This is a genomic window from Devosia sp. J2-20 (assembly GCF_055808475.1).
On the sequence record NZ_CM147870.1, the window covers coordinates 720,435 to 745,475 of the forward strand.

The window sequence follows — 25,041 nt, forward strand, 5'->3', positions numbered from 1 at the left end:
CCGACGGTACCATGAGGCCAGACTGCAATGCCAATTCTGCCTGTAACCGGATTGAACAAGATGTCCCAGATCGGTCTGACCGTGATGTTTGCGCTGGCGCTGAGCCTGCTGACGTTCGCCGCATCCTTTGCCGATGCGCCGCGCAGCGAGTTCATGCCTGAGCTGTCCACGCAGCCCTGAGTGATCAGGCCAGCGGAATGCCGCTGGCACCCTTGTCCTTCTGATAGATCGCCGACAGTTCGCCATAGAGCGCGCTGATGTCGTCGAACCGTCCCACCAGCGCTTCGCGATGATCGCGATCAAGCCCGGCGATCAGCTGGGCGATGCTGTGGCTGGTCCAATAGTGATTGGCGCGGTTGTAGAGCGGACGGTCAGGCGAGACGGTGCCGGTTTCCGGCTCGGGAACGGCATAGACCGCCTTGAGGATGGCGATGTCGTGGGGAATGGCGAAGCTGTCGCGCGTGTCCTGGTAGCTGAACAGATAATAGAAATTGTCGAAGCCCGACCAGGTAATGCCCGACAGGCAGAGCGAGCAGGGCTCATGGGTGGCCAGAAAGATGCAGTCCTTGACGTCGGGGCGCTGGTCCTCGGGCAGTTCGAAGAAGCGCTTGATGGCGTGCATTTCGCCATGCCAGAGCGGGTTTTCGATCTCGTTATTGGTCTCGGCGATGACCACCGAAAGATCGGATTTGCGCAGGATGGCCGCGCCGAACAGCTTGTTGCCATGGGTAACAGCCTGCCGTGTGAGCGGGGCGATGTCGCGTTCGATGACGTCGAGCAGGCGGTCGACAAGGGCAGCGGTGGTCATGGCTTTGGCCGTTCATTGGCTTGGGGATGGCGCACCAGATGGGGGACATCGAAATGGTGTTCCTGAAGATTATTGCCGTCGCCACCACGATCAACCACCAGGAAATCGGCTGCCTGCTCGAGGGGCGTGAGCACGCCGTGCCAGGTGTTCATGGCGATATTGACGCCCTGGCCGGGCCGGGTGATGAAAGCGCGTGGCATATCGGGCGTGCCCGACAGATCGCCGGCGACAATGACCAGAAACGGTTTGTCACCCAGCGGATAGAAGGCCTGACTGCCCAACGGGTGGCGTTCGACCATGCGCAGTGTCAGGGGCAGGTCATAGGGCTTGCCGCGAAAGATCGAGATGAGCGGGCGGGGCCGGACGCCACCAAGCTCGACTTCTGCCAGATCGTGGTAGCGCTCGGTCATGCCGTTATTGATGGGATAGTGCTCGGCACCATCAAGTTCGATGACCTGACCAAAGGGGGCAAAACTCTCGGCGGTGAGCGGCTCGATCAGAATGGTGCTCATGGTCTAAAGTCCCAGCTTCATATGCCGGTTGACGTCCTTGTAGAGCAGGTAGCGGAAGCGCTCCGGCCCGGCATAGCAGGCCTGGGGACAAAAGGCGCGCAGCCACATGAAGTCGCCGGCTTCGACTTCCACCCAATCGCGGTTGAGGCGATAGACGGCCTTGCCTTCAAGCACATAGAGGCCGTGCTCCATGACATGGGTTTCCTCGAACGGAATGACCGCGCCGGGCTCAAGGGTGACGATATTGACGTGCATGTCGTGGCGCAGATCGTCGGGTTCGACAAAGCGGGTGGTGCCCCAGCGCTCCCTGGTGTCGGCCATCCAGCGGATGGGCTGCTCGTTTTCGTTGGTGACGAAGGCGGTGGGCTTAACGATGCCCTCGACGGCTTCGTAACGCTTGCGCACCCAATGAAAGCGGGCGGGCTCGTGGCTCTTGTTGAGCAGGCTCCAATCGCTGCCGGGCGGCAGGAAGGCATAGCCGCCAGGGCTCAGCGTATGGGTGGTGCCAGCTATGGTCAGGCTGGCCTCGCCCGCCACGACGAACAGCACGCCCTCGGCCTCGGGATTGGGCTCGGGGCGGTCGCTGCCGCCACCGGGCAGCACTTCAACAATGTATTGCGAGAAAGTTTCGGCAAAGCCGGTCATGGGGCGGGCAATCACCCAGGCGCGGGTGTCGCTCCAATGGGGCAGAAAGCTGGTGACGATGTCGCGCATCACCCCGTGCGGGATCAGGGCATAGGCTTCGGTGAAAACGGCCCTGCCGGTGTGCAGCGCTGCCTGGGGTGGCAGGCCGGCACTGGGTGAAGCGTAGCTTGGAGTGTCCATTGTCGTTGTGGCCTGATCTCGAAAACGGGTACCAGCAAGGCTGGTCGGATTGGTGATGAAACTGGCAGGTCCGGCGCGCGGTGGCTAGGCGGTCTGTCGCACATCGCTGGTGACGGTGCCCGCCGCGTGAATCTCGGCCTCGTGACCGGGCTCGCGCCAGGTTTCGGCCGTGCCGGCATTGTACCACTCGATCAGCGCGGGCAGCGCCAGCAGGCGCGCGGCGTACTCGTTGGCAGGCTGGCTCAGGGTGAGGCCGTAAGTTTGCAGACGCAGCGCTACGGGGGCGTAGAAGGCGTCGGCGGCGGTGAAGTTTTCACCCGCGAGGTAGGGTCCACCGAATTCGGACAGGCCCTGGCTCCAGATTTCATCAATACGATCGAGATCAGCCTGCAGGGCCGGGGTGACCGTGTTGAGAAGCACGCGCACGCCGCAATTCATGGTGCACACGTCACGCAGGGCCGAGAAGCCGGAATGCATTTCGGCGCAGATGGCGCGGGCAAAGGCGCGCGCGGCCTTGTCGGATGGCCAGAGCCGGGGTGATCTTCGGCGACGTATTCAACAATGGCCAGCGAGTCCCAGACGCGGGTATCGCCATCGACCAGCAGCGGAACCCGGCCGGTGGGTGAGAAGGCGCGAAACTTGTCGTGGCTGCCATGGTCGACAAAGGGCTGCAATTGCTCGGTGAAGGGAATGTCGAGCACGCGCAGTGCCAGCCAGGGGCGCAGCGACCAGGATGAGTAATTCTTGTTGCCGATGATGAGCGTGTACATGGCCGGGCCCCCGGAATTGAAGATTGGTGTGGTCGCCTGAACTGGCTAGGGCAGGATCGCCTTGAGGCGCAAGAGCGCAATGCGCTCGACCTGCGCGCAGGCGGTGGCGAATTCGGCTTCGGCGCTGTTCTTGAGCCGGGTTTCGAAGGCCGCCAGGATCGATTCCTTGGTATTGTCGCGCACCGCGATGATGAAGGGGAAGCCGAACTTGTCGACATAGGCGGTGTTGAGCATGGTGAAGCGCTGGCGTTCGCCATCGGTGAGCGCATCGAGCCCCACCGAAGCCTGTTCGGCGGTGGATTCGGCTGTCAGCCGCTGGGCCGCGGCGAGTTTGCCGGCCAGATCGGGGTGGGCGTTCAGAACGGCCAGACGCTCCTGTTCGCTGGCCATACGGAACTGGCAGCGCAGGGCGAAATGCAGGCCGATGGCGGTGTCATTGGCGGGAGCGAGTTCACCTTCCCAGGCGCGCTCGGCAATCCAGGGCGAGTGCTCGAAAATCGAGCCATAGCGCTGCACGAAGTCGTCCTTGTCGAGCTGGGACGGGATCACCTCAGGTGCGATATAGGGGTGTTCGGTCGCCCAGTGCTCGGCAATGGCGAGGCGGGTGGGGACCCAGACCTTGTCGAAGGTCTTGATGTAATCAACGAATTTCCTGAGGCCCTGGAAGCGGCCGGGCTGGCCCACCAGACGGCAATGCAGACCCAGGCTCATCATCTTGGGGCTGCCGGCCTGTCCCTCGGCATAGAGGCAGTCAAAGCTGTCCTTGAGGAACTGGAAATATTCCTCGCCATTGTCAAAACCGGGCGCGGTGACAAAGCGCATGTCGTTGGCGCTCAGCGTATAGGGGATGATCAACTGCGGCTTGTCCTGATGCACGCGCCAATAGGGCAGGTCATCATCATAGGTGTCCGAGATATAGGCAAAGCTGCCCGTTTCGGAGACCAGATCAATGGTGTTGAGGCTGGAGCGGCCGGTGTACCAGCCGCGCGGCGGCGCGCCCGTGGCGACGGTGTGCAGGCGGATCGCTTCGGCGATCTGGGCGCGTTCCTCGTCGGGCGGCATATCCTTGTGCTGCACCCATTTCAGACCATGGCTGGCGATTTCCCAGCCGGCCTCCTGCATGGCAGCCAACTGGGCTGGTGCGCGCATCAGGGCGGTGGCGACGCCATAGATGGTGAGCGGCAGGTCTGCCTCGGTAAACAGGCGATGCAGCCGCCAGAAGCCGGCGCGGGCGCCATACTCGTACATCGATTCCACATTGGCGTGGCGCTGGCCCGGCCATGGGGCGGCGCCGATGACGTCGGCGAGGAAGGCTTCGGAGGCATCATCGCCGTGCAGGATATTGTTTTCGCCACCCTCCTCATAGTTGAGCACAAACTGTACCGCGACATGGGCGCCGCCGGGCCAATTGGCATATGGCGGGGTGGGGCCGTGGCCGTGCATGTCGCGAGGGTAACGCATGGATAGGGTGCTTTCGTCTGACTGATCTGGCGATAGTATGGGCTTGTCCGCAGCGATCAAGATGCACAAAAATGGACCAGATGGTAAAAAATGAGCATTGCGGATCGGCGGCGATGCGCTAGTCTCGGCGCGGGGACGACAAACGGAGCAGCAGAATGGCGGGAAGTGGTCGCCTTACCACACACGTATTGGACACGATGCACGGCACGCCGGCGCGCGGCATGCGGATCGAATTGCACTATGTTCATGGCGATCATACGCACCATATTGCCGATAGCTATACCAATGCCGATGGCCGGGTGGATCAGCCCTTGCTGGCAGGCGAGCAGTTCCAGATGGGCGAGTTCGAAATCCGCTTCCATGTCGGGCAGTTTTTCGAGCGTCTGGATGTCGGGGTCGAGAACCCGTTTTTGAACGTGGTGCCGATCCGTTTCACCATCAGCGAAGACAGGCACTACCACGTGCCGCTGCTGGTCAGCCCATTTGCCTATTCAACCTATCGGGGGAGCTAGGGCATGACCGCTGTTTCGGGCGCCATTCGCTTCATCCTCAATGATGAGGAAATCAGCCTCACCGATATCAAGCCCGATGCGACGCTATTGGACTGGCTGCGGCTGGAGCGGCGGCTGCGTGGCTCCAAGGAAGGTTGCGCCGAGGGCGATTGCGGGGCCTGCACGGTGCTGGTTGGCCGGGTGATGGGCGATGAGATCATCTATGACTCGGTGACCTCATGCATCCGTTTCATGGGCAGCCTGCACGGCACCCATGTGGTGACGATTGAACATTTGCGAGGCGAGAACGGCAATCTGCATCCAGTGCAGCAGGCCATGGTGGATCACCATGGCAGCCAGTGTGGCTTCTGCACGCCGGGCTTTGTGATGAGCCTTTACGGACTGTGGATGCGCACGCCTGATCCGAGCCAGGGCGCCATTGAAAAGGCGTTGCAGGGCAATCTGTGCCGTTGCACCGGCTATGCGCCCATCGTGCGGGCGGGCAAGGCCATGTCGAGCTATGGTCTGCCGCAGGGCGATCCGCTGCTGGCCGAGCGCATTGCGCTCAAAGGTCAAATCAAGGCCATTCTGGATGGCAGCCGGGTCGAGCTGGGCGCGGGCGATCAGCGCATTATTGTGCCCGCGACGCTGGACGATTTTGCCGAAGTTTACGCAGCCAATCCCGAAGCGACGATTGTTGCCGGCTCGACCGATGTGGGGCTTTGGGTGACCAAGTTCATGCGGCCTATCGGCCCGGTGATCTTCATTGGCCATCTGCCCGAACTCAAGGCCGTTGCCGACAATGCCAGCGAAGTGCGGTTTTATGCCGGGGTGAGCTATTCGGAAGCGCTGCCGGTGCTGGCCGAGAATTTCCCTGATCTGGGCGAGATGTGGAGCCGGGTTGCGGGCGAGCAGATCCGCAATATGGGCACGATTGGCGGCAATATCGCCAATGGCTCGCCCATTGGTGACACGCCGCCGCCGTTCATTGCGCTGGGTGCCAAGCTGACACTGCGCCGGGGCAGTCATCGCCGCGAGATCAAGCTGGAAGACTTTTTCATCGCCTATGGCAAGCAGGACCGGCAGCCCGGCGAATTCGTCGAGAGCGTGACGGTGCCGCTGCTGCCGGCGGGCGAGAAGTTTGCCGCCTACAAGATCTCCAAGCGGCGCGAGGAAGATATTTCGACGCTGTGCGGTGCGTTCCGGGTATTTGTCAGCGACGGCGGCACGGTGGGTATGGCACGCATCGCCTTTGGCGGCATGGCGGCAACACCCAAGCGCGCCAAGGCAGTCGAGGCGGCGCTGGTGGGCAAGCCCTGGACGCAGGACACGATTGACGCGGCTGTCTCGGCCTTCGCCGAGGACTATCAGCCGATCTCGGACATGCGGGCGAGTGCTGATTATCGTCTGCTGACCGCGCAGAACCTGCTCAAGCGGTTCTTTCTGGAAACGACCGGAAACGGTCAGCGTCTGCGGCGGGAGGTGGCATGAACAAGCACGAGACACCCATCACGCTGAGTACAGTGCATAGCGACATCAAGCACGATAGCGGGCCCAAGCACGTTACCGGCACGGCCGAATATATCGATGACATGGTCGAGCCGGCGGGCACCATGCACGCCTATCTGGGGCTTTCGACCAATCCGCATGCCCAGATCGTCGGCATGGATTTTTCCGCGACCCTGGCGGCGCCGGGCGTTCTTGGCGTGCTCACAGCGGCCGATGTTCCGGGCGACAATGATGTCAGCTCCAACCACAGCCATGACGAACCGCTGTTACCCGTCGATACCGTGCATTTCTGGGGCCAGCCGCTATTTGCGGTGATTGCCGAGACACGCGATCAGGCGCGGCGGGCGGCGCATCTGGCCAAGGTAGAATACAAGGATCTGCCGTTTGCCACCAATGTGCGTGACGCGCAGGCATCTGGCGGCACGCTGGTGACGCCGCCACTCAAGCTGGAACGCGGCGATGTCGCTGCCGGGATGGCGGGCGCACCGCGTCGGGTCAAGGGCAGTATCGAGATCGGCGGGCAGGACCATTTCTATCTCGAAGGCCATATTGCCCTGGCTGTGCCGGGGGAAGATGAAGACGTCACGGTGTTTTCCTCGACCCAGCATCCTACCGAAGTGCAGGTGATGGTGGCGCAGGTGCTGGGCATTCGCCTGCATGCAGTGACGGTCAATGTGCGACGCATGGGCGGCGGCTTTGGCGGCAAGGAAACTCAGAGCAATCTGTTTGCCTGCGTGGCTGCGATGGCGGCCAAGAAATGGAACCGTGCCTGCAAGATCCGGCCGGACCGCGATGACGACATGACGGCCACCGGCAAGCGGCACGACTTCGTGGTCGATTACGATGTCGGCTATGACGACAGTGGCAAGATCCATGCGGTCGAAGCCGTCTATGGCGCGCGCGCCGGATTCTCGTCAGACCTGTCGGGGCCGGTGACGGACCGGGCGCTGTTCCACGCTGACAATGCCTACTGGTATCCGGCAGTGCGGGTACGCAGTGAGCCGCTCTATACCAATACGGTTTCCAACACCGCGTTTCGTGGCTTCGGTGGCCCGCAGGGCATGATGGCCGCCGAGCGCTGGATCGAAGATATTGCCTATGATCTGGGGCGCGATCCGCTGGAGATACGCAAGGCCAATTTCTACGGCACCGACACCGACAATGTGACGCCCTATCACCAGACGGTGCAGGACAATATCGTCCACCGGGTGGTCGAGGAGATCGAGGCAAGCTCGGACTATCAGGCGCGGCGCGCGGCGATCCTCAAGTACAATGCCGGCAGTCCGATCCTAAAAAAGGGCATCGCGCTGACTCCGGTCAAATTCGGCATCTCGTTCACGGCCACCTGGTACAATCAGGCCGGCGCGCTGGTACATGTCTACAAGGATGGCTCTATCCATCTCAGCCATGGCGGCACCGAAATGGGGCAGGGGCTCTATATCAAGGTGGCGCAGGTGCTGGCCGATGCCTTCGGCGTCGGGCTGAGCGTGGTCAAGATCATGGGCACCAGCACGGGCAAGGTGCCCAACACCTCCGCCACCGCAGCGTCATCGGGGTCGGACCTCAATGGCATGGCAGCCTTTGACGCGGCGCGGCAGATCAAGCAGCGGCTGGTGGTCCATGCCGCCAAGCTCTACCAGTGCAGCGAAGCGGCAGTGGAGTGGGTGCCCGGTGGCATTCAGGCAGCGGACAAGTTCGTGCCTTTCGCCGAACTGGCGGCCTCGGCCTATATGAACCGGGTACAACTGTCGGCAACCGGGTTCTATCAGGTGCCCAAGATCCATTGGGACCGGGCCACCGGGCGCGGTCACCCGTTCTACTATTTCGCCTATGGTGCTTCGGTCAGCGAAGTCACGATCGACACGCTGACAGGGGAATACACGGTGGACCGTGTGGATATCCTGCATGACGTGGGTCACTCGCTCAATCCGGCCATCGATATGGGCCAGATCGAAGGTGGCTTCATTCAGGGCATGGGCTGGCTGACCAGTGAAGAGCTGGTGTGGGACGATAAAGGTCAGCTGCGCACCAAGGCGCCGTCGACATACAAGATCCCGCTGGCCAGCGACGTGCCGCCGGTATTCAACGTCAAACTGGCCGAATGGTCGGTCAATGCCGAGCCGACCATCGGGCGTTCCAAGGCCGTGGGCGAGCCGCCCTTCATGCTGGCCATGAGTGTGGTGGAAGCGCTCTCGATGGCGGTGGCCAGCGTGGCCGATTACACAATCGCGCCGCGACTGGATACGCCGGTGACGCCCGAACGCGTGCTGATGGGTTGCGAGCGGCTCAAGCGGGAGGCGCGCGGGTGAGGGTGTCTTGCGCGCTCCGTGCCGTACCCCTTCTAGCCTCCCCCTGACAGGGGGAGGGACCGCTCCGCGACTAACCCATGATCTCATCACGGCCACAGATCGGCTCCTCCCCCTGTCAGGGGGAGGTTGGGAGGGGGTGCCTGCCCCATGACCCGCGCCACCGAACTCACCACCTTCTTTTCCACTAATCCGCACGCCATCGTCTGCGAGCTGACATCCGTGCGCGGCTCAAGCCCGCGCGCACAGGGGACATTCATGCTGGTGGGCCAGGCGGGGCTGTTCGGCACGATCGGGGGCGGCGCGCTCGAATATATGGTGATCGAGCATGCGCGGCGGCTGATCGCGTCGGGTCGGGCCGAGGAAGCCATGGACGTGCCGCTGGGTCCTGAAATTGGTCAATGTTGCGGCGGTCGGGTCGGGATCAGCCTGCGCCATGCCGATGCAGCGCAGCGTGCGGTACTCAGTGCGCAGGTCGATGCAGAAGACGCAGCGCTGCCGCATGTCTATGTGTTTGGCGCGGGCCATGTCGGTCGGGCGCTGGCGCAGATGCTGGCCTTGCTGCCGGTACAGGTGATGGTGATCGACACGCGGCGCGAAGAGCTTGAACTGCTGCCTGCCCATATCAATGCCAAGGCGGTGGCGATGCCAGAAGCGGTGGTGCGCAGCGCGCCACAGGGCAGCAGTTTTGTCATTTTGACCCACGATCATGCGTTGGATTTCCTGATCGCGCAGGAAGCGCTGGCACGCACGGACAGCCCCTATGTCGGCATGGTGGGATCGCGCACCAAGCGGGCGCGGTTTTCCAGCTGGTATGTGGGCGAGGGCGGCGATGCCAAGGCGCTGGACCGGCTGGTGCTGCCGATTGGCCAGCAGGGCCTTGGGGATAAGCGTCCCGAAGTTATCGCGGCACTGGCGGCAGCGGAAATTATGGTACACATTGGGCAACGGGAAGCTGAAACTGAGCGCGCGAACGCCCCTGAGCCATTGGGGGTGGTGAATGGACGCTAGTATGCCGCATCGGCTGGAATTGACCGGTATCACCAAGCGCTTTCCGGGCGTTCTGGCGAATGACAATGTGACCTTCTTCGTTGAGCCCGGCGAAATCCATGCGCTGCTCGGCGAAAATGGCGCCGGTAAATCCACTCTCGTCAAAATGATCTACGGGATCATGCAGCCCGATGCCGGTGAGATTGCCTGGGATGGTGCGCCGGTGACCGTGTCCAGCCCAAAGGCGGCCCGCAAGCTGGGCATCGGCATGGTGTTTCAGCATTTTTCGCTGTTTGAAGCGCTGACGGTGCTGGAGAACATTGCGCTGGGCATGGATGCCAAGATTCCGGCCCGCGAGCTTGAAGCGCGCATTCGCGAGGTGATGAGCAAATACGGGCTGCTGCTCGACCCGCATCGCACGGTGGCGACGCTGTCGGTGGGTGAGCGTCAGCGCATCGAAATCGTGCGCGCCCTGCTGCTCGACCCCAAGCTGCTGATCATGGATGAGCCAACTTCGGTGCTGACGCCGCAGGAAGTCGAGCAATTGTTCGATGTGCTGCGCAAGCTGGCGGCACAGGGTTGCTCGATCCTGTACATTTCCCACAAGCTGCACGAGATCAAGGCGCTGTGCGATACAGCGACCATTCTGCGCGGCGGCAAGCTGGTTGATACGTGCGATCCCAAGCAGGAAACTTCGCGCTCGATGGCCGAAAAAATGATCGGTGCCGGGCTCAAGGATATCGTTCGGGTCGCCGACCGCGAGCTGGGGGCGCCCAAGCTGGTGGTGTCCAAGCTGTCCACGATCAAGACAGGGCATTTTGATGTGCCGGTCGATGATGTGAGTTTTACCGTGCGGGCCGGGGAAATCTTCGGCATTGCCGGTGTGGCGGGCAATGGGCAGAACGCCCTGCTTGATGCGCTTTCGGGCGAAGTGCGCAGCGATGACAGCCAGAGCGTGACCATTGACGGATTTCCGCTGGGTCTGCTCGATACCACGGGGCGCCGCAAATACGGGCTGTGTGCGGTGCCCGAAGAGCGCAATGGTCATGCGGCGGTGGGCGATTTTTCGCTCTCGGATAATACGGTACTGACGGCGCGCGACCGGCTGGGCATGGTGGTGCTGGGGCTGATCAATTCGGGTGCAGCCAAGACCTATACCGGCAAGGTGATCGCCGAATTCGCCGTCAAGGCGCTGGGCCCGGCCTCGATGGCGGGCTCGCTATCGGGCGGCAATCTGCAGAAATACATAATGGGTCGCGAGATCCTGCAAAAACCCACGGTGCTGGTGGTCAGCCAGCCGACATGGGGGGTCGATGCAGGAGCGGCGGCCGCCATTCATCAGGCGCTGGTTGATCTGGCGGCGGCTGGCTCGGCCATTGTAGTGATCAGTCAGGATCTCGACGAGCTGCGGGCTCTCTGCGATACGCTGGCCGTGATCAATATGGGGCGCCTGTCGCCGGCCAAGCCGAATGCGGAGATGAGCGTGGAAGAGATCGGCCTGCTGATGGGTGGCGTGCACGGGGCTATGGAGGCGCAAAATGCTATTCCGGCTTGAGAAACGCTCCGAACCCTCCAAATTCATGCTTTACGCCACACCCGTGGCGGCGGTGCTGCTCACCATGGTGGTGGGCGCGATCATCTTCTCGCTGATCGGCTTTGACGGGCTGGGTGCGGTGCGCGAAATCTTCTTCACGCCCTTGACCAATTCGTACAAATGGCAGGACCTCGGGGTCAAAGCCGCGCCGCTGATCATTATCGGTGTCGGGCTGTCGATCTGCTACCGGGCAAATGTGTGGAACATTGGCGCCGAAGGGCAATATGTGATGGGCGGGCTGGCCGCAACATGGGTGGCGCTGGCGACCTATGGCATGACCGGCTGGTGGATCCTGCCGCTGATGTTTGTGGCCGGTGTTGCCGGTGGCGCAGCCTATGCGGCGATCCCCGCACTGCTCAAGACGCGGCTGGGCGTCAATGAAATCCTGACCAGCCTGATGCTGACTTATGCCTCGGTGCAACTGATCTATTATCTGGTGCGCGCGCCCTGGAAGGACCCCATGGGCATGGGCTTTCCGCAGACCCGGATCTTTTCGGAAGCAGCCCGACTGCCGTTCATCATTCCCCAGACCATCGTGCATCTGGGCGTGCCGATCGCCATTGTGGTGGCGCTGGTGGCCTGGTTCATCATGACCCGCTCGGTGTTCGGCTATCGCATGCGCGTGGTCGGGGCGGCGCCACACGCGGCTCGCTATGGCGGTTTTTCCGAGAACAAGACCATTTGGCTGGCGCTGCTGGTCAGTGGTGGGTTGGCTGGGATGGCCGGCATGCTTGAAGTGGCGGGTCCGTTCCAGCGCATGGTGCCGGGCTTTCCGACCAATTACGGTTTCACCGCGATCATCGTGGCGTTTCTGGGCCGGCTCAATCCGCTGGGGGTGATCTTTGCCGGCATCGTGATGGCGATCACCTTTGTTGGCGGCGAGGTGGCGCAGACCACCATTGGCCTGTCCAGTTCGGCCACGGGCGTGTTCCAGGCCATGATGCTGTTCTTCCTGCTGGCAGGAGACATTCTGGTGCGCTACCGCATCAAGCGGGTGGCGCCGGCCAAGGAGGCGCAGGCATGACCAACGAGCTGATCATCGCCATCATCGTCACTGTTGTGGGTGCGTCGACGCCCATCCTGATTGCCGCGCTTGGCGAGCTGGTGGTGGAAAAGGCCGGTGTGCTCAATCTGGGCGTTGAAGGCATGATGCTGGTGGGCGCGATCACGGCGTTTGTCGTGGTGTTCCTGACCGGCAATCATTACCTCGCCATTCTGCTGGCCGCCGCGGCGGGCGTGGCAACATCGTTGATATTCGGATTGCTGACGCTGAGCCTGTCAGCCAATCAGACGGCAACGGGACTGGCGCTGACGATTTTTGGCACCGGCTTTTCAGCGCTGGCGGGCCAGGGCTACAGCGCCAAGCCGGTCACGCTGCTGGGACCGCTATTTCCAACCGAGATAGCGACGCATCCGGTGTGGCGCGTGCTGTTTGGCTATTCGGCGCTGGTGTATTTCGCGTTGGTCATGGTCGTCGCCGTGTGGTGGTTCCTCAAAAAGAGCCGCAGCGGGCTGATCCTGCGCGCGGTGGGCGAGAATGATCATTCTGCCCATTCCATCGGCTATTCGGTGATCGGCGTGCGCTATCTGGCGGTTGCCTATGGCGGGGCCATGGCCGGCATTGCCGGGGCCTGTTTCCCGCTGCTGCTGACCCCGCAATGGGCTGACCGGATGACGGCGGGCCGTGGCTGGATTGCAGTGGCGCTGGTGGTTTTCGCGTCCTGGAAGCCATTCCGGCTGCTGGCGGGCGCCTATCTGTTCGGTCTGGTGATGACCATGGAGCTCTACGCCAAGGCTGGCGGGGGCCCGCTCAGCGCCATTCCATCCGAGCTATGGGCCGCACTGCCCTATCTCGCAACTATCGTCGTGCTGGTGTTGATCTCCATTCGGCGCGATGCTTCCACCAATGCACCGGCCTGCCTCGGCAAGCCGTTCTTGCCCAGCAATTGAGGGTCACGGACATGACGCTCGATCAACCAAGAAAAGTTCTTCAGGAGAGACAGATGACAATCACTCGTCGCAATATTCTCAAGATCGGTGGCGCTGCCGCCGCTCTGCCACTGTTGGGTTCGCGCGCCTTTGCGCAGGCCGAGCCACTCAAGGTCGGCTTCGTGCTGATCGGCACGGTCAACGACAATGGCTGGAACTTCGGCCATGCCGAAGGCGCCAAGTACATGAAGGAAATGCTGGGCGATGCCGTCGCCGAGCCAACCATCGTGGAAAACGTGCCTGAGGGTCCTGACTGCGAACGCGTACTGCGCGAACTGGCCCAGTCGGGTCACAAGCTGATCTTTGCAACCAGCTTCGGCTATGGCGACTACGTCATCAAGGTTGCCCAGCAGTTCCCCGACGTGAAGTTCGAGCACGCCACCGGCTACCAGCGTTCGGACAATGTCGCGACCTATAATGCACGTTTCCATGAAGGCCGTGCGGTGTGCGGCACAATTGCCGGTCACCTGTCGCAGACCGGCAAGGCTGGCTATATCGGTTCGTTCCCGATCCCTGAAGTTGTTCTGGGCATCAACTCGTTCGTGCTGGCCGCCCGCAAGGTGAATCCAGACTTCGAAATCACCCCAATCTACATCTCGACCTGGAACGACCCGGCCAAGGAAGCCGATGCGGCCCGCGCCATGATCGATCAGGGCATTGACGTGATTGCCCAGCACACTGACGGCCCAGCGGCCCTGCAGGTCGCTGAAGAGCGCGGCATTGTCGGCGGTTTCGGCCAGGGTGCCGACATGAGCGCATTCGCGCCCAAGGCGCAGCTGACCTCGATCATCGACCATTGGGGTCCGCATTATCAGGATGCTGCTGAAGCCGTGATCGCCGGCACCTGGGAAACCGGTGACCGTTGGCCTGGCCTGAAGGAAGGCGAAGTGCAGATCGGGCCATACAATGAGTCGATCCCCGCTGACGTGGTTGCCGCCGCCGAAGCCATCAAGAACGGCCAGATCGATGGTTCGTTCAACATCTTCACCGGCCCGATCAATGATCACACCGGTGTCGAGCGCGTGCCGGCTGGCGTGACCATGACCGATGGCGAACTGCTGAGCATGGACTGGTATGTCGAAGGCGTGAACCCGCCCGCATAAGGTCTGCTTGCAAGAGCATTGAGAGGGGCGGGTTCGAGCCCGCCCCTTTTTCACGAATGAACAGGTGATCGAATGGGCGATTTTGCGATTTTTTACGAGTGGCTGATGTTTGCCGTGCGCTGGCTGCACGTGATCACGGCTATCGCCTGGATCGGCTCATCGTTTTACTTCATTGCGCTTGATCTGGGCCTGCGCAAAACCCCGAGCCTGCCGCCACTGGCGCATGGCGAGGAGTGGCAGGTGCATGGCGGTGGCTTTTATCACATCCAGAAATATCTGGTGGCGCCGGACTTCCTGCCCGAGCATCTGACGTGGTTCAAATGGGAGAGCTACTGGACCTGGTTCTCCGGCTTCATGCTGCTGGTGCTGGTCTATTATGTCGGTGCGGACCTCTATCTCGTCGACCGGACCGTGCTGGACGTGCCCGCCTGGCAAGCCATCGGGCTGTCACTGGCGTCGATCGGGCTGGGCTGGGCGCTGTATGACGGGCTGTGCAAGTCGCCGATTGGTCAGTCGACCACGGGGCTGATGCTGGTGTTGTTCGCCATTCTGGTGGCGATGAGCTGGGGCTATACCCAGCTGTTTACCGGGCGCGCTGCCATGCTGCATATGGGGGTGTTCACCGCCACCATCATGACGGCCAATGTGGTGATGATCATCATCCCCAATCAGCGCATCGTGGTAGGCGATCTCAAGGCGGGCCGGGTGCCCGATGCCAAATATGGCAAGATCGCCAAGCAGCGCAGCCTGCATAACAATTACCTGACGCTGCCGGTGATCTTCTTCATGCTGAGCAGCCACTATCCGCTGGCCTTTGCCACGCAGTGGAACTGGATCATCGCGTCGCTGATCTTTCTGGTGGGCGTGGTCATCCGGCACTATTTCAACACGCGCCATGCCCGCAAGGGCAATCCGCACTGGACCTGGGCGGTGGCGGTGGCGCTGTTTCTGGTCATCGCCTGGCTGTCGAGCGGGCCCAAACTGCCAGGCATGGCGGGAGAGGAGGTGGCGTCCCGGGCGGCCGAGAGCTTTCTCAGTGCCAGCCATTTCGAGGCTGCCAGCCTGACCGTACAGACCCGCTGCGCTATGTGCCATACGGCTGAACCGGCCTGGCCCGGCGTGTCGCAGGCGCCCAAGAACGTGATCCTGGACAATGACATCGCCATTGCCAATCACGCCAAGGATATCGCCATGCAGGCGGGCTACGCCCATGCCATGCCGCCGGGCAATGTCAGCGAAATGACGGTTGAAGAACGCGCGCTGCTGGTGGCGTGGTTCCGCGAGGGTTCCGGGCAATGAGCGTGACCATTCTGCGCGGCCGCGTGCTGAGTTTCCTCAGCGAGCCGCAGGGGCTCGATGATACGGCCAGCTATCGCTATCTCGAAGACGGGGCAATCAGCATTGTCGATGGCAAGATCGTGGCCGTTGAGGATTTTGACTCTGCTGCAGTTGGCGATGCGGTGGTGATCGATCATCGCCCGCATCTGATCATGCCGGGCTTTATTGATACCCATCTGCATTACGTGCAGAGCCAGATGATCGCCTCCTATGCCGGCTCGCTGCTGGAATGGCTGAACACCTACACCTTTGTGGAAGAGCAGAAGTTCAGCCAGCAGGGCCATGCGAGTGCTGTCGCCAGCGCCTTCTATGATGAGCTGATCCGGCAGGGCACGACGACGGCGGTGGCCTATTGCTCAAGCGCGCCAGCATCGGTGGACGCCTATTTCGCCGAAGCCGAAAAGCGCAACATGCTGATGATTGGCGGCAAGGTGATGATGGATCGCAATGCGCCCGAGGCGCTGTGTGACACCGCCCAGTCCAGCTATGACGACACCAAAACCCTCATCGCACGCTGGCATGGCCGGGGTCGGGGCCTCTATGCCATCTCGCCGCGCTTTGCCATAACCTCGACGCCCGAGCAGATGGCGGCGGCGCAGAGTTTGGTTGCCGAGCATCCTGAGTGCTACGTGCAGACCCATCTGAGCGAAAACGACGCTGAGATCACGTTGTCTATGCAGCTCTATCCGGATGCGCCGGACTATACCGGCATTTATCAGGATTACGGCCTGCTTGGCTCCAAAACGCTGCTGGGTCACTGCATCCACCTCAATCATCGCGAAACCGGGGTGCTGGCCGAAACCGGTTCGGTCGCCGTGTTCTGTCCGACCTCGAACCTGTTCCTGGGCTCGGGACTGTTTGACCACCAGCGGCTGAGCCAGCACGGTGTGCGCATTGGCGTGGCCACCGATATCGGCGGCGGCACCAGCTTTTCCATGCTGCGCACGCTCGATGAGGGCTACAAGATCCTGCAGTTGCGCGGGCAGCGGCTGACGCCATTCAACTCGTTTTACATGATGACACTGGGCAATGCCCGGGCACTGTCGCTGGAAGGCACGATCGGCACCATCGCGCCGGGCTGCTCGGCCGATCTGGTGGTGCTTGATTCGGCTGCAACGCCGGCCATGGCGCTGCGCATGCAGACGGCAACGCAATTGGTTGAAGAGCTGTTCCTGCTGCAGACATTGGGGGATGACCGGGCAATTGCGGAGGTCTATGTCGCTGGCGCACAGGCGAAGTCGACTATAGGTGGGTTGTGAGCGGCGCGTCCTTGGCCTAAATCTCTGGCAATTCAGGAAGGACACAACCTCATGAGCGACTACCAGACAAAATCCGGCCTCTCGGTTCATTCTCTGCTGGTCGACTTTGTCGAGAAAGAGGTCCTTCCTGGCCTCGAGGTCAGCGCTGAGCAGTTCTGGAGCGGCTTTGCCGGCATGGTTGCCGAGCATGCGCCGACCAATGCGAGCCTGCTGGCCAAGCGCGATGCCATGCAGAGCCAGATCGATGACTGGCATCACAAATATGGGCCGGTCTCGAGCAATCCGCAGGGCTATGAATTCTTCCTGCGCGATATCGGCTATCTGGTGCCCGAGCCTGCCGACTTCACCATCGAGACCGAGGGGCTGGACCCCGAGATCACCACGCTGTGCGGCCCGCAGCTGGTGGTGCCGGTTTCCAATGCCCGCTATGCCCTGAACGCTGCCAATGCGCGCTGGGGCAGCCTGTATGATGCCTATTACGGCACCGACGTCATTAGCCGTCAGGGCGACATTGCGCCGGGCAAGAGCTATAACCCGGCGCGCGGTGCGGCGGTGGTCGACAAGGCCGCCAGCTTTCTAGACAACACATTTCCGCTCAGCGCCGGCAGCCATCGCGATGTGACTGCCTATAGCGTGGTCGGGGCAGGAGACAGTGCCAGCCTTGAGATCACCACGGCTGCGGGGACAACCGCGCTCAAGGATGCCGCGGCATTTGTGGGTCACGCCACCAATGGCGGCAAGTTCGAGATCGTGCTGCGCCATAATGGCCTGCATGTTATCCTGGTGATCGACAAGGGCAGTGTGATCGGGGGAACGCATGCGGCGGGCCTGAGCGACGTGATCATGGAATCGGCGCTGACCACAATTCAGGACTGCGAAGATTCCGTGGCGGCGGTGGATGCCGAGGACAAGGTTGGCGTTTATCGCAACTGGCTGGGCCTGATGAACGGCACGCTGCAGGACACCTTCGAGAAGGGCGGCAAGCAGGTTACCCGCAAGCTCAAGCAGGACGGTGTCTATACCGCGCCTGATGGCAGCGAACTGGTGCTCAAGGGCCGGGCGCTGCTGCTGGTGCGCAATGTGGGTCATCTGATGACCACCGATGCCGTGCTGCTCGATGGCAAGCCGATTGGCGAAGGGCTGATGGATGCGGCCGTCACCGTGCTCTGCGCCATGCAGGACAAGGTGAACAGCCGCACCGGGGCGGTCTATATCGTCAAGCCCAAGATGCACGGGCCTGAGGAAGTGGCCTTCGCCTGCGCGATCTTTGGCTCGGTTGAAAAGATGCTGGGGCTGGCTCCCAACACCGTCAAGATCGGCATCATGGATGAGGAACGCCGGACCTCGGCCAACCTCAAGGCGGCGATCTATGAAGCGCGCCAGCGTGTGTTTTTCATCAATACCGGCTTCCTTGATCGTACAGGCGATGAAATCCACACCGCCATGGAAGCGGGCGCGGTGCTGCGCAAGGACGAGATCAAGAACGAGCGCTGGATCGCCTCCTATGAGGATCGCAATGTGCTGATCGGTCTGGCCTGCGGCCTATCGGGTCGGGCGCAGATCGGCAAGGGCATGTGGGCGCGCCCCGACGATATGGCGGCGATGATGGAGGCCAAGGGTGGCCATCCCAATTCGGGCGCCAATACCGCCTGGGTACCAAGCCCGACAGCGGCGACGCTGCATGCGCTGCATTATCACCAGATCGACGTGTTTGCCGCCCAGCATCGCCGGCACAATGAAGCCGTGCCCGATTTGACCGCGCTGTTCTCAATGCCGGTACAGGCGCCGTTTGCGCTGAGCCGTGAAGAGATCACCCGCGAGCTGGAAAACAATGCGCAGGGCATTCTGGGTTACGTGGTGCGCTGGGTGCAGCAGGGCGTGGGCTGTTCCAAGGTGCCTGACATCAACAATGTCGGGCTGATGGAAGACCGGGCGACCTGCCGGATTTCATCGCAGGCGGTGGCCAACTGGCTGCGCCATGGGCTGGTCAGCCGCGACGAGGTTACCGCCACGTTCGAGCGTATGGCGACGGTGGTCGACCAGCAGAATGCCGGCGATCCGGCCTATCGGCCAATGGCGGAGAATTTTCAGTCCGTCGCCTTCCGCGCCGCGCTGGATCTGGCCCTGCACGGCGCCGATCAGCCCAGCGGCTATACCGAACCGCTGCTCCATGCCGCCCGCCGCAAGGTCAAGGCGCGCGACAAGAGCTAACTGGCGAGGCGATCGCGGTCAGCTGACGAAGTCGAACTTGTCGACGTCGAACAGGCCGCGATCGGTCATCTTGAGATGCGGGATAACCGGCAGGGCGAGGAACGCTACCTGCAGGAAGGGCTCGGGCAGTACGCAGTCGAGCGCCAGGGCTGCGTCACGCAGAATGTGCAGATCGTGCGAGACGGTCTCGAAGGGTTCAAGGCTCATCAGGCCGGCAATCGGCAGAGCCAGCTCGGCGGTGACCTTGCCGCCATCGGCCACGGCAAAGCCGCCGCCGAGCTCGATCAGGCGGTTGACCGCCACGGCCATGTCCTCGTCATTGGCCCCCACCACTGTGATGTTGTGGCTGTCATGCCCCACCGATGAGGCGATGGCGCCGCGCTTCAGACCAAAGCCGGTGACGAAGCTGCGGCCAATATTGCCGTTCTTGCCATGCCGTTCGATCACCGCGACCTTGATGACATCGGCATTCAAATCGGGCTGCAGGCCGCGCTCGGTGCTGGCCAGCGTGGCTTCCTCGCGGAATGTCAGGATCAGCCCGGGGCGCACGCCGATCACCGGGGTGCTGTTCTGGCCGGGACGGGGTTCGGCAATGAAGCTGTCGGCGGTAACCGGGGTGGCCTTCATCGAGCTCAGCCCCACCGCCGCGACAGGCGCGCGCGCATCGAACAGTTCGGGGACCACGAGGCGGCCGCCGGTGACGACATCGGAAACCGTGCATTCCTCGAGACTGTCGAGCAGGGCGATGTCGGCGCGCCAGCCCGAGGCGAGCAGGCCGCGATCGGTCAAACCGAAGATGCGCGCTGCCGAATGGCTGGCGGCGCGGTAAACGTGGTGCAGAGGACGCCCCATGGCAATCAGCCGGCGGATCGAGCTGTCGAGATGGCCTTCTTCGGCGATATCGAGCGGATTGCGATCATCGGTGCACAGCGCCACGAAGCTGGAGGTGTTTTCGTCGAGCACTTCGGCCAGAGCCTTGAGGTCCTTGGAGACGGAGCCTTCGCGGATCAGAATGGCCATGCCCTTGGCGAGCTTTTCACGCGCCTCGGCAGCGCTGGTGGCTTCGTGGTCGGTGCGGATGGCGGCGGCGAGATAGCCATTGAGTGCGGTGCCCAAGAGCAATGGCGCGTGGCCGTCAATATGGCCGCCCTGGAAGGCAACCAGCTTGGCCAGGATGCCCGGATCGGCATTGAGCACGCCGGGGAAGTTCATCATTTCGGCCAGCCCGATGACCTTGGGATGGTCGCGGAAGGGCTCAAGATCCTCGATCTCGAGCGCGGCGCCGGAGGTTTCAAAACCCGTGGCAGGGACGCAGGAGGACAGGTTGATGCGCACGTCCATTATCGTCTGCTCGGCGCTGTCGAGGAAATAGCGAATGCCCTCGGCACCCAGCACATTGGCAATTTCATGGGGGTCGCAGATCACGGTGGTGACGCCATAGGGCAGCACGCAGCGATCAAATTCCAGGGGGGTGACCAGCGAGGATTCGATATGCAGGTGGGTGTCGATAAAGCCGGGCACGGCGTAGCGACCGGCGCCATCGATCACCGTATTGCCCTCATAGTTGGCATGAGTGCCCACAATCCGGTCTTCAACGATAGCGATATCGGTGGTGGTCACCGCGCCGGTGATGACGTCGAGCAGGCGCACATTCTTGATCACCACATCGGCCGGGATCTTGCCTTGGCCGGCCATAATCATGCGGGTGAGAGTGTCAGCGGTGGTCATCAAGTCATCCTGGTGTTTGGTCTGGTGCCGAGAGTCGGCGCGTGCCGGGCTTGCGTCAAGTGCCGCCGGGGAACCCCTGGCGGCCAAGCGGCGTTGGTTGGGGTAGTGTAATGGAGCCCAGCATGGAAACCTATGATCCCAAAAAGACCCAAACCGAAGTGCGTCAGGCCAGTCCGCGCAGCATGAACCTGCGTGTGCTGGTCGGCTCGCTGATCGGCGTGGTCGTGCTGTTTGCGATCATCTATGCGGTCTATACGCTGACCCAGTCCAACCCAACTTAGGCAGGGCGTCTGTCCGTCCCCAAGCCGGGAGATCAGGCCGCCCCGCGGGCGATCATGGCGTCACCAACGCGGTCCTGCAATCGCTGGGGCGTATCTTCGGCAGCTCTGTCGCCAGCGTGGACGCAGTAGCGGTTACGACCGCCCGCTTTGGCTCGATAGAGTGCATCGTCGGCGCGGGTGACCAGCTCATTCTCGCTGCGGGCGTGATCGGGCGCGGTCACGATTCCGATGCTGACCCCGATTTCGGCGACATTGTCACCCAAATGATAGGGCGCGCGTACCGCGCTCAGAATGCGGTTGGCCAGACCGGTCGCGTCCTCGGCGCTGGTGATGCCGGTCTGCAGAATGGCGAATTCATCGCCGCCCAGCCGGACCAGTGTGTCGGTGGGGCGCAGCACCGTGATGATGCGGCTGGCGACCTGGCGCAGCAGTTCATCGCCCGCTTCGTGACCATAATTGTCATTGACCTGTTTGAAGCGGTCGAGATCAAGCGCCAGCAGCGCCAGACATGGCGCGGTGTGTTCCATGGTGCGGAATGCGCTATCGAGGCGGTCGCGGAACAACGCACGATTGCCCAGGCCGGTCAGCGGATCATGCAGTGCGCGATGCTGCGCGTCGGCGCGCTCGGCGTGCAGTTGATCGCTGGCGCTGAGCAGGTTGCGCAGGAGCAGGCCGATGATCAGTGTCAGTACAAGCAGGGCAGCACCCAATGCGGGCAGGGTGTCGCTCAGAATGCTCTCGCCTGGCCGGTCGGGTAGCCATTTAAGCCAGACGGCAGGTTCACCCTGCGCGTTGTTCAGGGCAATCGCGGCTTCGTGGGTGGCAAGAGTGCCGTCGTCATCGAAGCGGACGCCGGAGAGCAGATAGCGGTCGGCCAGGTCATTGGCCACAGTGGCATCGAGCATGGTAACCGCGACATAGAGGGGCTCCATGCCGGGAGCGGCATTGAGATTGTGGTCTTCGGCCACAAGCGGGGCGACGCTGAGAATTGCCGGTTGCCCGTCGACCAACCCGATGTCGGTCTGGACCGGCGGGGCTTCGCGATTGCCGGCCTTGTAAGCGGACAGGGCAGCCTGCCTTTCTTCGGTGCGCAGTGCCTGGATAAGAGGGCTGATCAGCGGCTGTATGGCAGCGAAGGATGTCGGGGCAATCTCGCCGCCATCCCGCATGGCAAAGAAGGGGGTGAGATCGGAGTCGAGCACGTAAATCCGGCTCTGGTGGTAATAGTCGAAGCCTTCAGTGCCGAATTCTTCGGCGAACCACTCGGTATCGCCATCCTGATAGGCGATCAGCGCTTCGTCCCAGGCCGCAAGGTCGGTCTGCGCGTAGCCCGCTTCTAGGACGCGATCGTGGAGCGCCAGTTGCAGCAATGTGGACTGACGGGTCAACATGGCATCGTCGGTGTGATCAATCGAGAGCAGGACAAAACCCGCGACCGCACCAACGGTTACAAGAAAGGCCAGCGCAATAGGTCCCACCACATTGCGCAGATATCGCCATGTCGAAATCTTCGGTGCTGACACGCAACAGTCCCCCAATTGTCTGGGAGACAGTTTGCACGGGGGCGCTTAGCAGGGGATGAACCTGCCTTAAATTCCGTAGTCGCGGTTAATGAGAGTTTGCGGTTGCGCTTAGCGCGCGGCGTTGTTTGCGACTGATGAGCGCGTTTTCGGGCGCGGCGAAGATCTCTGTGATCTTTTGGGCAGGCACGCCGCCCGAAAACAGGAAGCCCTGCAGCGTATTGCAGCCCAGCTGGCCCAGAATGGTCGCCTGTTCTTCGGTCTCCACACCTTCGGCCGTAACTTCGAGCTCCATGGCGTGGGCCAGACTGACAATAGCCTGGGTGATGGCCACCGAGACATGGCCCTCTGAAAGCTGGCTGACAAAGGAGCGGTCGATCTTGATGCGGTCAACGGGATAGCGCTTGAGATAGCTCAGAGAAGAGTAGCCGGTACCAAAGTCATCAAGGGCGATGTGAATACCGGCCGTTCGGAAGGTGCGCAGATTCTGCGAAGAGATATGCTCATCATCAAGCAGGATGGATTCGGTGATCTCAAGTTCCAGATCCAGCGGGCGCATGCCGGTCTGGTGCAGGATATCGAAGACCTGGTGGGAGAAGCGCGGATTGCGCAACTGGGTCGGAGAGATATTGACCGCAATGGTGCGACCGGGAACCGTGGCACCCAACTCGCAGGCGCGGCGCAGCACGACATCGCCCAGTGCTTCGATCAGCCCGGTGTTCTCGGCCACGGGAATGAAGCGCGCGGGCGAGATCTGACCGTATTTGGGGTGGTACCAGCGCGACAGGGCCTCGGCGCCAACGACTTTGCGGCTCTGCTGGTCCACCAGTGGCTGGAACACTACCGAAAGCTGGTCGTCGCGGCACAGGGCCTCGCGCAATTCAGCTTCGATGGTGTGCTGCAATTGCAGCAATTCGTTCATGTGCTCTTCGTAGACCACGGCGCGGTTGCGGCCGCCGGCCTTGGCTTCGTACAGCGCGATATCGGCCTTGCGCACCAACTCGCTTGGCTCAGCCTGAATCCCCCGGGTCATGACAATGCCGATGCTGGCGCCGACATGGGCCTTGAAGCGGTTCAGGGTGAACGGGCGGCGGATCGATTCGATGACCCGGCCGGAAATCTCCATCACGTCTATCGGGCGATCGTGATTGACTGAAAGCACCGCGAATTCGTCGCCACCGAGGCGTGCAATCATAGTGTTGGGGCCAAAAATGGCGCGCAGGCGATCACCGACCGCGCAGATCAGTTCATCACCCGCCTGATGTCCCAGCGTGTCATTGACCTGTTTGAAGCGGTCCAGATCGAGCATGAACAGGCTGATATGGGCTGTCTCATTGTCAGGATTGGCCAGTTCGCGCACCAGATTGCCGTCAAAGCTCATGCGGTTGGGCAAGCCCGTCAGCTGATCATGGGCGGCCTGATGTTCGGCGAGGCGCCGCCCGGCTTCCAGCGCGGCCGAGGAGCGGCGCAGCTGGGTGAGCAGCAGAGAGATCATGATTGCGGCGATGATAAAGGCGGCCGCCATGGCGGGGCCGGTCTGGTGCAGCATGACCATGCCGGGGCGTTCGCGCGTCCATTCGAAGAACGCGATGAAGCGACCGCTGGAATTGAGGATGGGGTGCACGGCACGGTCGGGGTCATTGCTCTGCACCAGCGTGAAGCTGCCGCCGGCAAACAGATAATCGCGGTTGAACTGCTTTGCCGTGGCCTGATCGAGAAACTTGACGGCCAGCAGTACGGGTTCAGTGCCCTGGGGCTGGGTGAGGGCGCCGGTGTCGGACACGATGGTCATGGCCGTCATGATCGCGGGTTCACCGCTGACGATGCCGTAATCGCTGACAAACCGTGCTGTGCCGGGGGCGCCGGGCCTTTGGGGCGCTGGGCGGATGGCGCGGAGCCTGTCGAGCAGGGGAAGGATGGATGGCGCCAATGGCGACATCGCCTGGGGCGTGCGCGAAACCCCCTCGGTCATCACGTAGAGCGGGTCGTCCTTGCCATCGAAGATCACAACGGCGTCGTGGCCATAGAAATCGTGCAGCCAGACACCAAGGTTGCTGGCCACCCAGGTCTGGTTGAAGGCCAGGCGTGTATTGATGATGGCATCGTCCCACACGGCCACGCTGGTCAGTTCGCGCTCCATGGTTTCCCGTTGGCTTTCAATGACCTGGGCTGCCATGGCGCTTTGGCGTTCGAGCGCGCGCTGATCGATATTGTTGGTGGACCACACAACGAAGGCCAGCACCGAGGCTGCTGTAATCACGAGCGCCAGTACCACTGGCAAAAGCACAGCGGCGGAGAACTGCCAGCGGTCTCTGGTCGACGTCTTCTGGTGCATATAATAACGGC

The 25,041-nt window shown here is 62.0% G+C and carries 19 protein-coding genes and 1 pseudogene; 12 read left to right on the forward strand and 8 right to left on the reverse strand.

Translation table 11 applies throughout. The features are described 5' to 3' along the window. Positions 1-184: 184 nt before the first annotated feature. The 5 genes and pseudogenes from AC0L37_RS03505 to puuE form a co-directional block, all read right to left on the reverse strand. The gene (locus AC0L37_RS03505; RefSeq protein ID WP_212657060.1) at positions 185-808 is read right to left on the reverse strand and encodes a nucleoside deaminase; all 624 of its coding nucleotides are present in this window, start codon (positions 806-808) and stop codon (positions 185-187) included. After that, positions 805-1,320 carry an ureidoglycolate lyase gene (locus AC0L37_RS03510; protein WP_212657061.1) on the reverse strand — a complete coding sequence of 172 codons (516 nt, stop codon included), beginning with the start codon at positions 1,318-1,320 and terminating at the stop codon, positions 805-807. Before AC0L37_RS03510 ends, AC0L37_RS03505 begins: the two co-directional genes overlap by 4 nt. Before the next feature lie 3 nt (positions 1,321-1,323). Next, on the reverse strand, positions 1,324-2,145 hold the full coding sequence (locus tag AC0L37_RS03515) for a bifunctional allantoicase/(S)-ureidoglycine aminohydrolase (protein ID WP_269371040.1): 822 nt from the start codon (positions 2,143-2,145) through the stop codon (positions 1,324-1,326). 84 nt (positions 2,146-2,229) lie between these two features. Beyond that, positions 2,230-2,915, reverse strand: a pseudogene (locus AC0L37_RS03520) (glutathione S-transferase family protein). Between the two features lie 45 nt (positions 2,916-2,960). Then, complete coding sequence (puuE, locus tag AC0L37_RS03525; protein ID WP_282221996.1) at positions 2,961-4,376, reverse strand: allantoinase PuuE; 1,416 nt, start codon at positions 4,374-4,376, stop codon at positions 2,961-2,963. Between the two features lie 155 nt (positions 4,377-4,531). On the opposite strand from puuE, the gene uraH reads away from it, so the two are divergent. The 11 genes from uraH to AC0L37_RS03580 all read left to right on the forward strand — a co-directional run bounded on the left by uraH (position 4,532) and on the right by AC0L37_RS03580 (position 19,166). After that, positions 4,532-4,888, forward strand: coding sequence for a hydroxyisourate hydrolase (uraH, locus tag AC0L37_RS03530; protein WP_282221995.1), 357 nt, complete (start codon positions 4,532-4,534; stop codon positions 4,886-4,888). 3 nt (positions 4,889-4,891) lie between these two features. Further along, positions 4,892-6,358 carry a xanthine dehydrogenase small subunit gene (xdhA, locus tag AC0L37_RS03535; protein WP_282221994.1) on the forward strand — a complete coding sequence of 489 codons (1,467 nt, stop codon included), beginning with the start codon at positions 4,892-4,894 and terminating at the stop codon, positions 6,356-6,358. After that, positions 6,355-8,685 (forward strand): xanthine dehydrogenase molybdopterin binding subunit, encoded by a 2,331-nt coding sequence (gene xdhB / locus AC0L37_RS03540; protein ID WP_282221993.1) that lies wholly within the window; start codon positions 6,355-6,357, stop codon positions 8,683-8,685. The genes xdhA and xdhB overlap by 4 nt, the downstream gene beginning before the upstream one ends. Positions 8,686-8,832: 147 nt before the next feature. Continuing rightward, positions 8,833-9,693: a xanthine dehydrogenase accessory protein XdhC gene (gene xdhC, locus AC0L37_RS03545; protein ID WP_282221992.1), complete on the forward strand. Its 861-nt coding sequence runs from the start codon at positions 8,833-8,835 to the stop codon at positions 9,691-9,693. Further along, the gene (locus tag AC0L37_RS03550; protein WP_282221991.1) at positions 9,683-11,227 is read left to right on the forward strand and encodes an ABC transporter ATP-binding protein; all 1,545 of its coding nucleotides are present in this window, start codon (positions 9,683-9,685) and stop codon (positions 11,225-11,227) included. The genes xdhC and AC0L37_RS03550 overlap by 11 nt, the downstream gene beginning before the upstream one ends. Continuing rightward, positions 11,211-12,290 (forward strand): ABC transporter permease, encoded by a 1,080-nt coding sequence (locus tag AC0L37_RS03555; protein WP_212657069.1) that lies wholly within the window; start codon positions 11,211-11,213, stop codon positions 12,288-12,290. Before AC0L37_RS03550 ends, AC0L37_RS03555 begins: the two co-directional genes overlap by 17 nt. Beyond that, positions 12,287-13,216, forward strand: a complete 930-nt coding sequence (locus AC0L37_RS03560) for an ABC transporter permease (protein ID WP_212657070.1) — start codon at positions 12,287-12,289, stop codon at positions 13,214-13,216. Before AC0L37_RS03555 ends, AC0L37_RS03560 begins: the two co-directional genes overlap by 4 nt. Positions 13,217-13,269: 53 nt before the next feature. Then, complete coding sequence (locus AC0L37_RS03565) at positions 13,270-14,358, forward strand: BMP family ABC transporter substrate-binding protein (RefSeq protein ID WP_282221990.1); 1,089 nt, start codon at positions 13,270-13,272, stop codon at positions 14,356-14,358. Between the two features lie 72 nt (positions 14,359-14,430). Further along, positions 14,431-15,657 carry a urate hydroxylase PuuD gene (locus tag AC0L37_RS03570; RefSeq protein ID WP_212657072.1) on the forward strand — a complete coding sequence of 409 codons (1,227 nt, stop codon included), beginning with the start codon at positions 14,431-14,433 and terminating at the stop codon, positions 15,655-15,657. Further along, positions 15,654-16,955 (forward strand): guanine deaminase, encoded by a 1,302-nt coding sequence (gene guaD, locus AC0L37_RS03575; RefSeq protein ID WP_282221989.1) that lies wholly within the window; start codon positions 15,654-15,656, stop codon positions 16,953-16,955. Before AC0L37_RS03570 ends, guaD begins: the two co-directional genes overlap by 4 nt. A gap of 51 nt (positions 16,956-17,006) precedes the next feature. Next, a complete protein-coding gene (locus tag AC0L37_RS03580) occupies positions 17,007-19,166 on the forward strand; it encodes a malate synthase G (RefSeq protein WP_282221988.1) in 2,160 nt (719 codons plus the stop codon). Between the two features lie 18 nt (positions 19,167-19,184). Here the strand turns inward: AC0L37_RS03580 and ade are convergent, their stop codons facing one another. Continuing rightward, positions 19,185-20,894, reverse strand: coding sequence for an adenine deaminase (gene ade, locus AC0L37_RS03585; RefSeq protein WP_282221987.1), 1,710 nt, complete (start codon positions 20,892-20,894; stop codon positions 19,185-19,187). 122 nt (positions 20,895-21,016) lie between these two features. On the opposite strand from ade, the gene AC0L37_RS03590 reads away from it, so the two are divergent. Further along, positions 21,017-21,175, forward strand: coding sequence for a hypothetical protein (locus tag AC0L37_RS03590; RefSeq protein ID WP_212657076.1), 159 nt, complete (start codon positions 21,017-21,019; stop codon positions 21,173-21,175). Between the two features lie 32 nt (positions 21,176-21,207). Here AC0L37_RS03590 and AC0L37_RS03595 read toward each other — a convergent pair whose 3' ends face one another. Both AC0L37_RS03595 and AC0L37_RS03600 read right to left on the reverse strand, forming a co-directional pair. Beyond that, positions 21,208-22,698, reverse strand: coding sequence for a diguanylate cyclase domain-containing protein (locus AC0L37_RS03595; RefSeq protein ID WP_282221986.1), 1,491 nt, complete (start codon positions 22,696-22,698; stop codon positions 21,208-21,210). 85 nt (positions 22,699-22,783) lie between these two features. After that, positions 22,784-25,030, reverse strand: coding sequence for a putative bifunctional diguanylate cyclase/phosphodiesterase (locus AC0L37_RS03600; protein ID WP_282221985.1), 2,247 nt, complete (start codon positions 25,028-25,030; stop codon positions 22,784-22,786). Between the last annotated feature and the right edge of the window lie 11 nt (positions 25,031-25,041).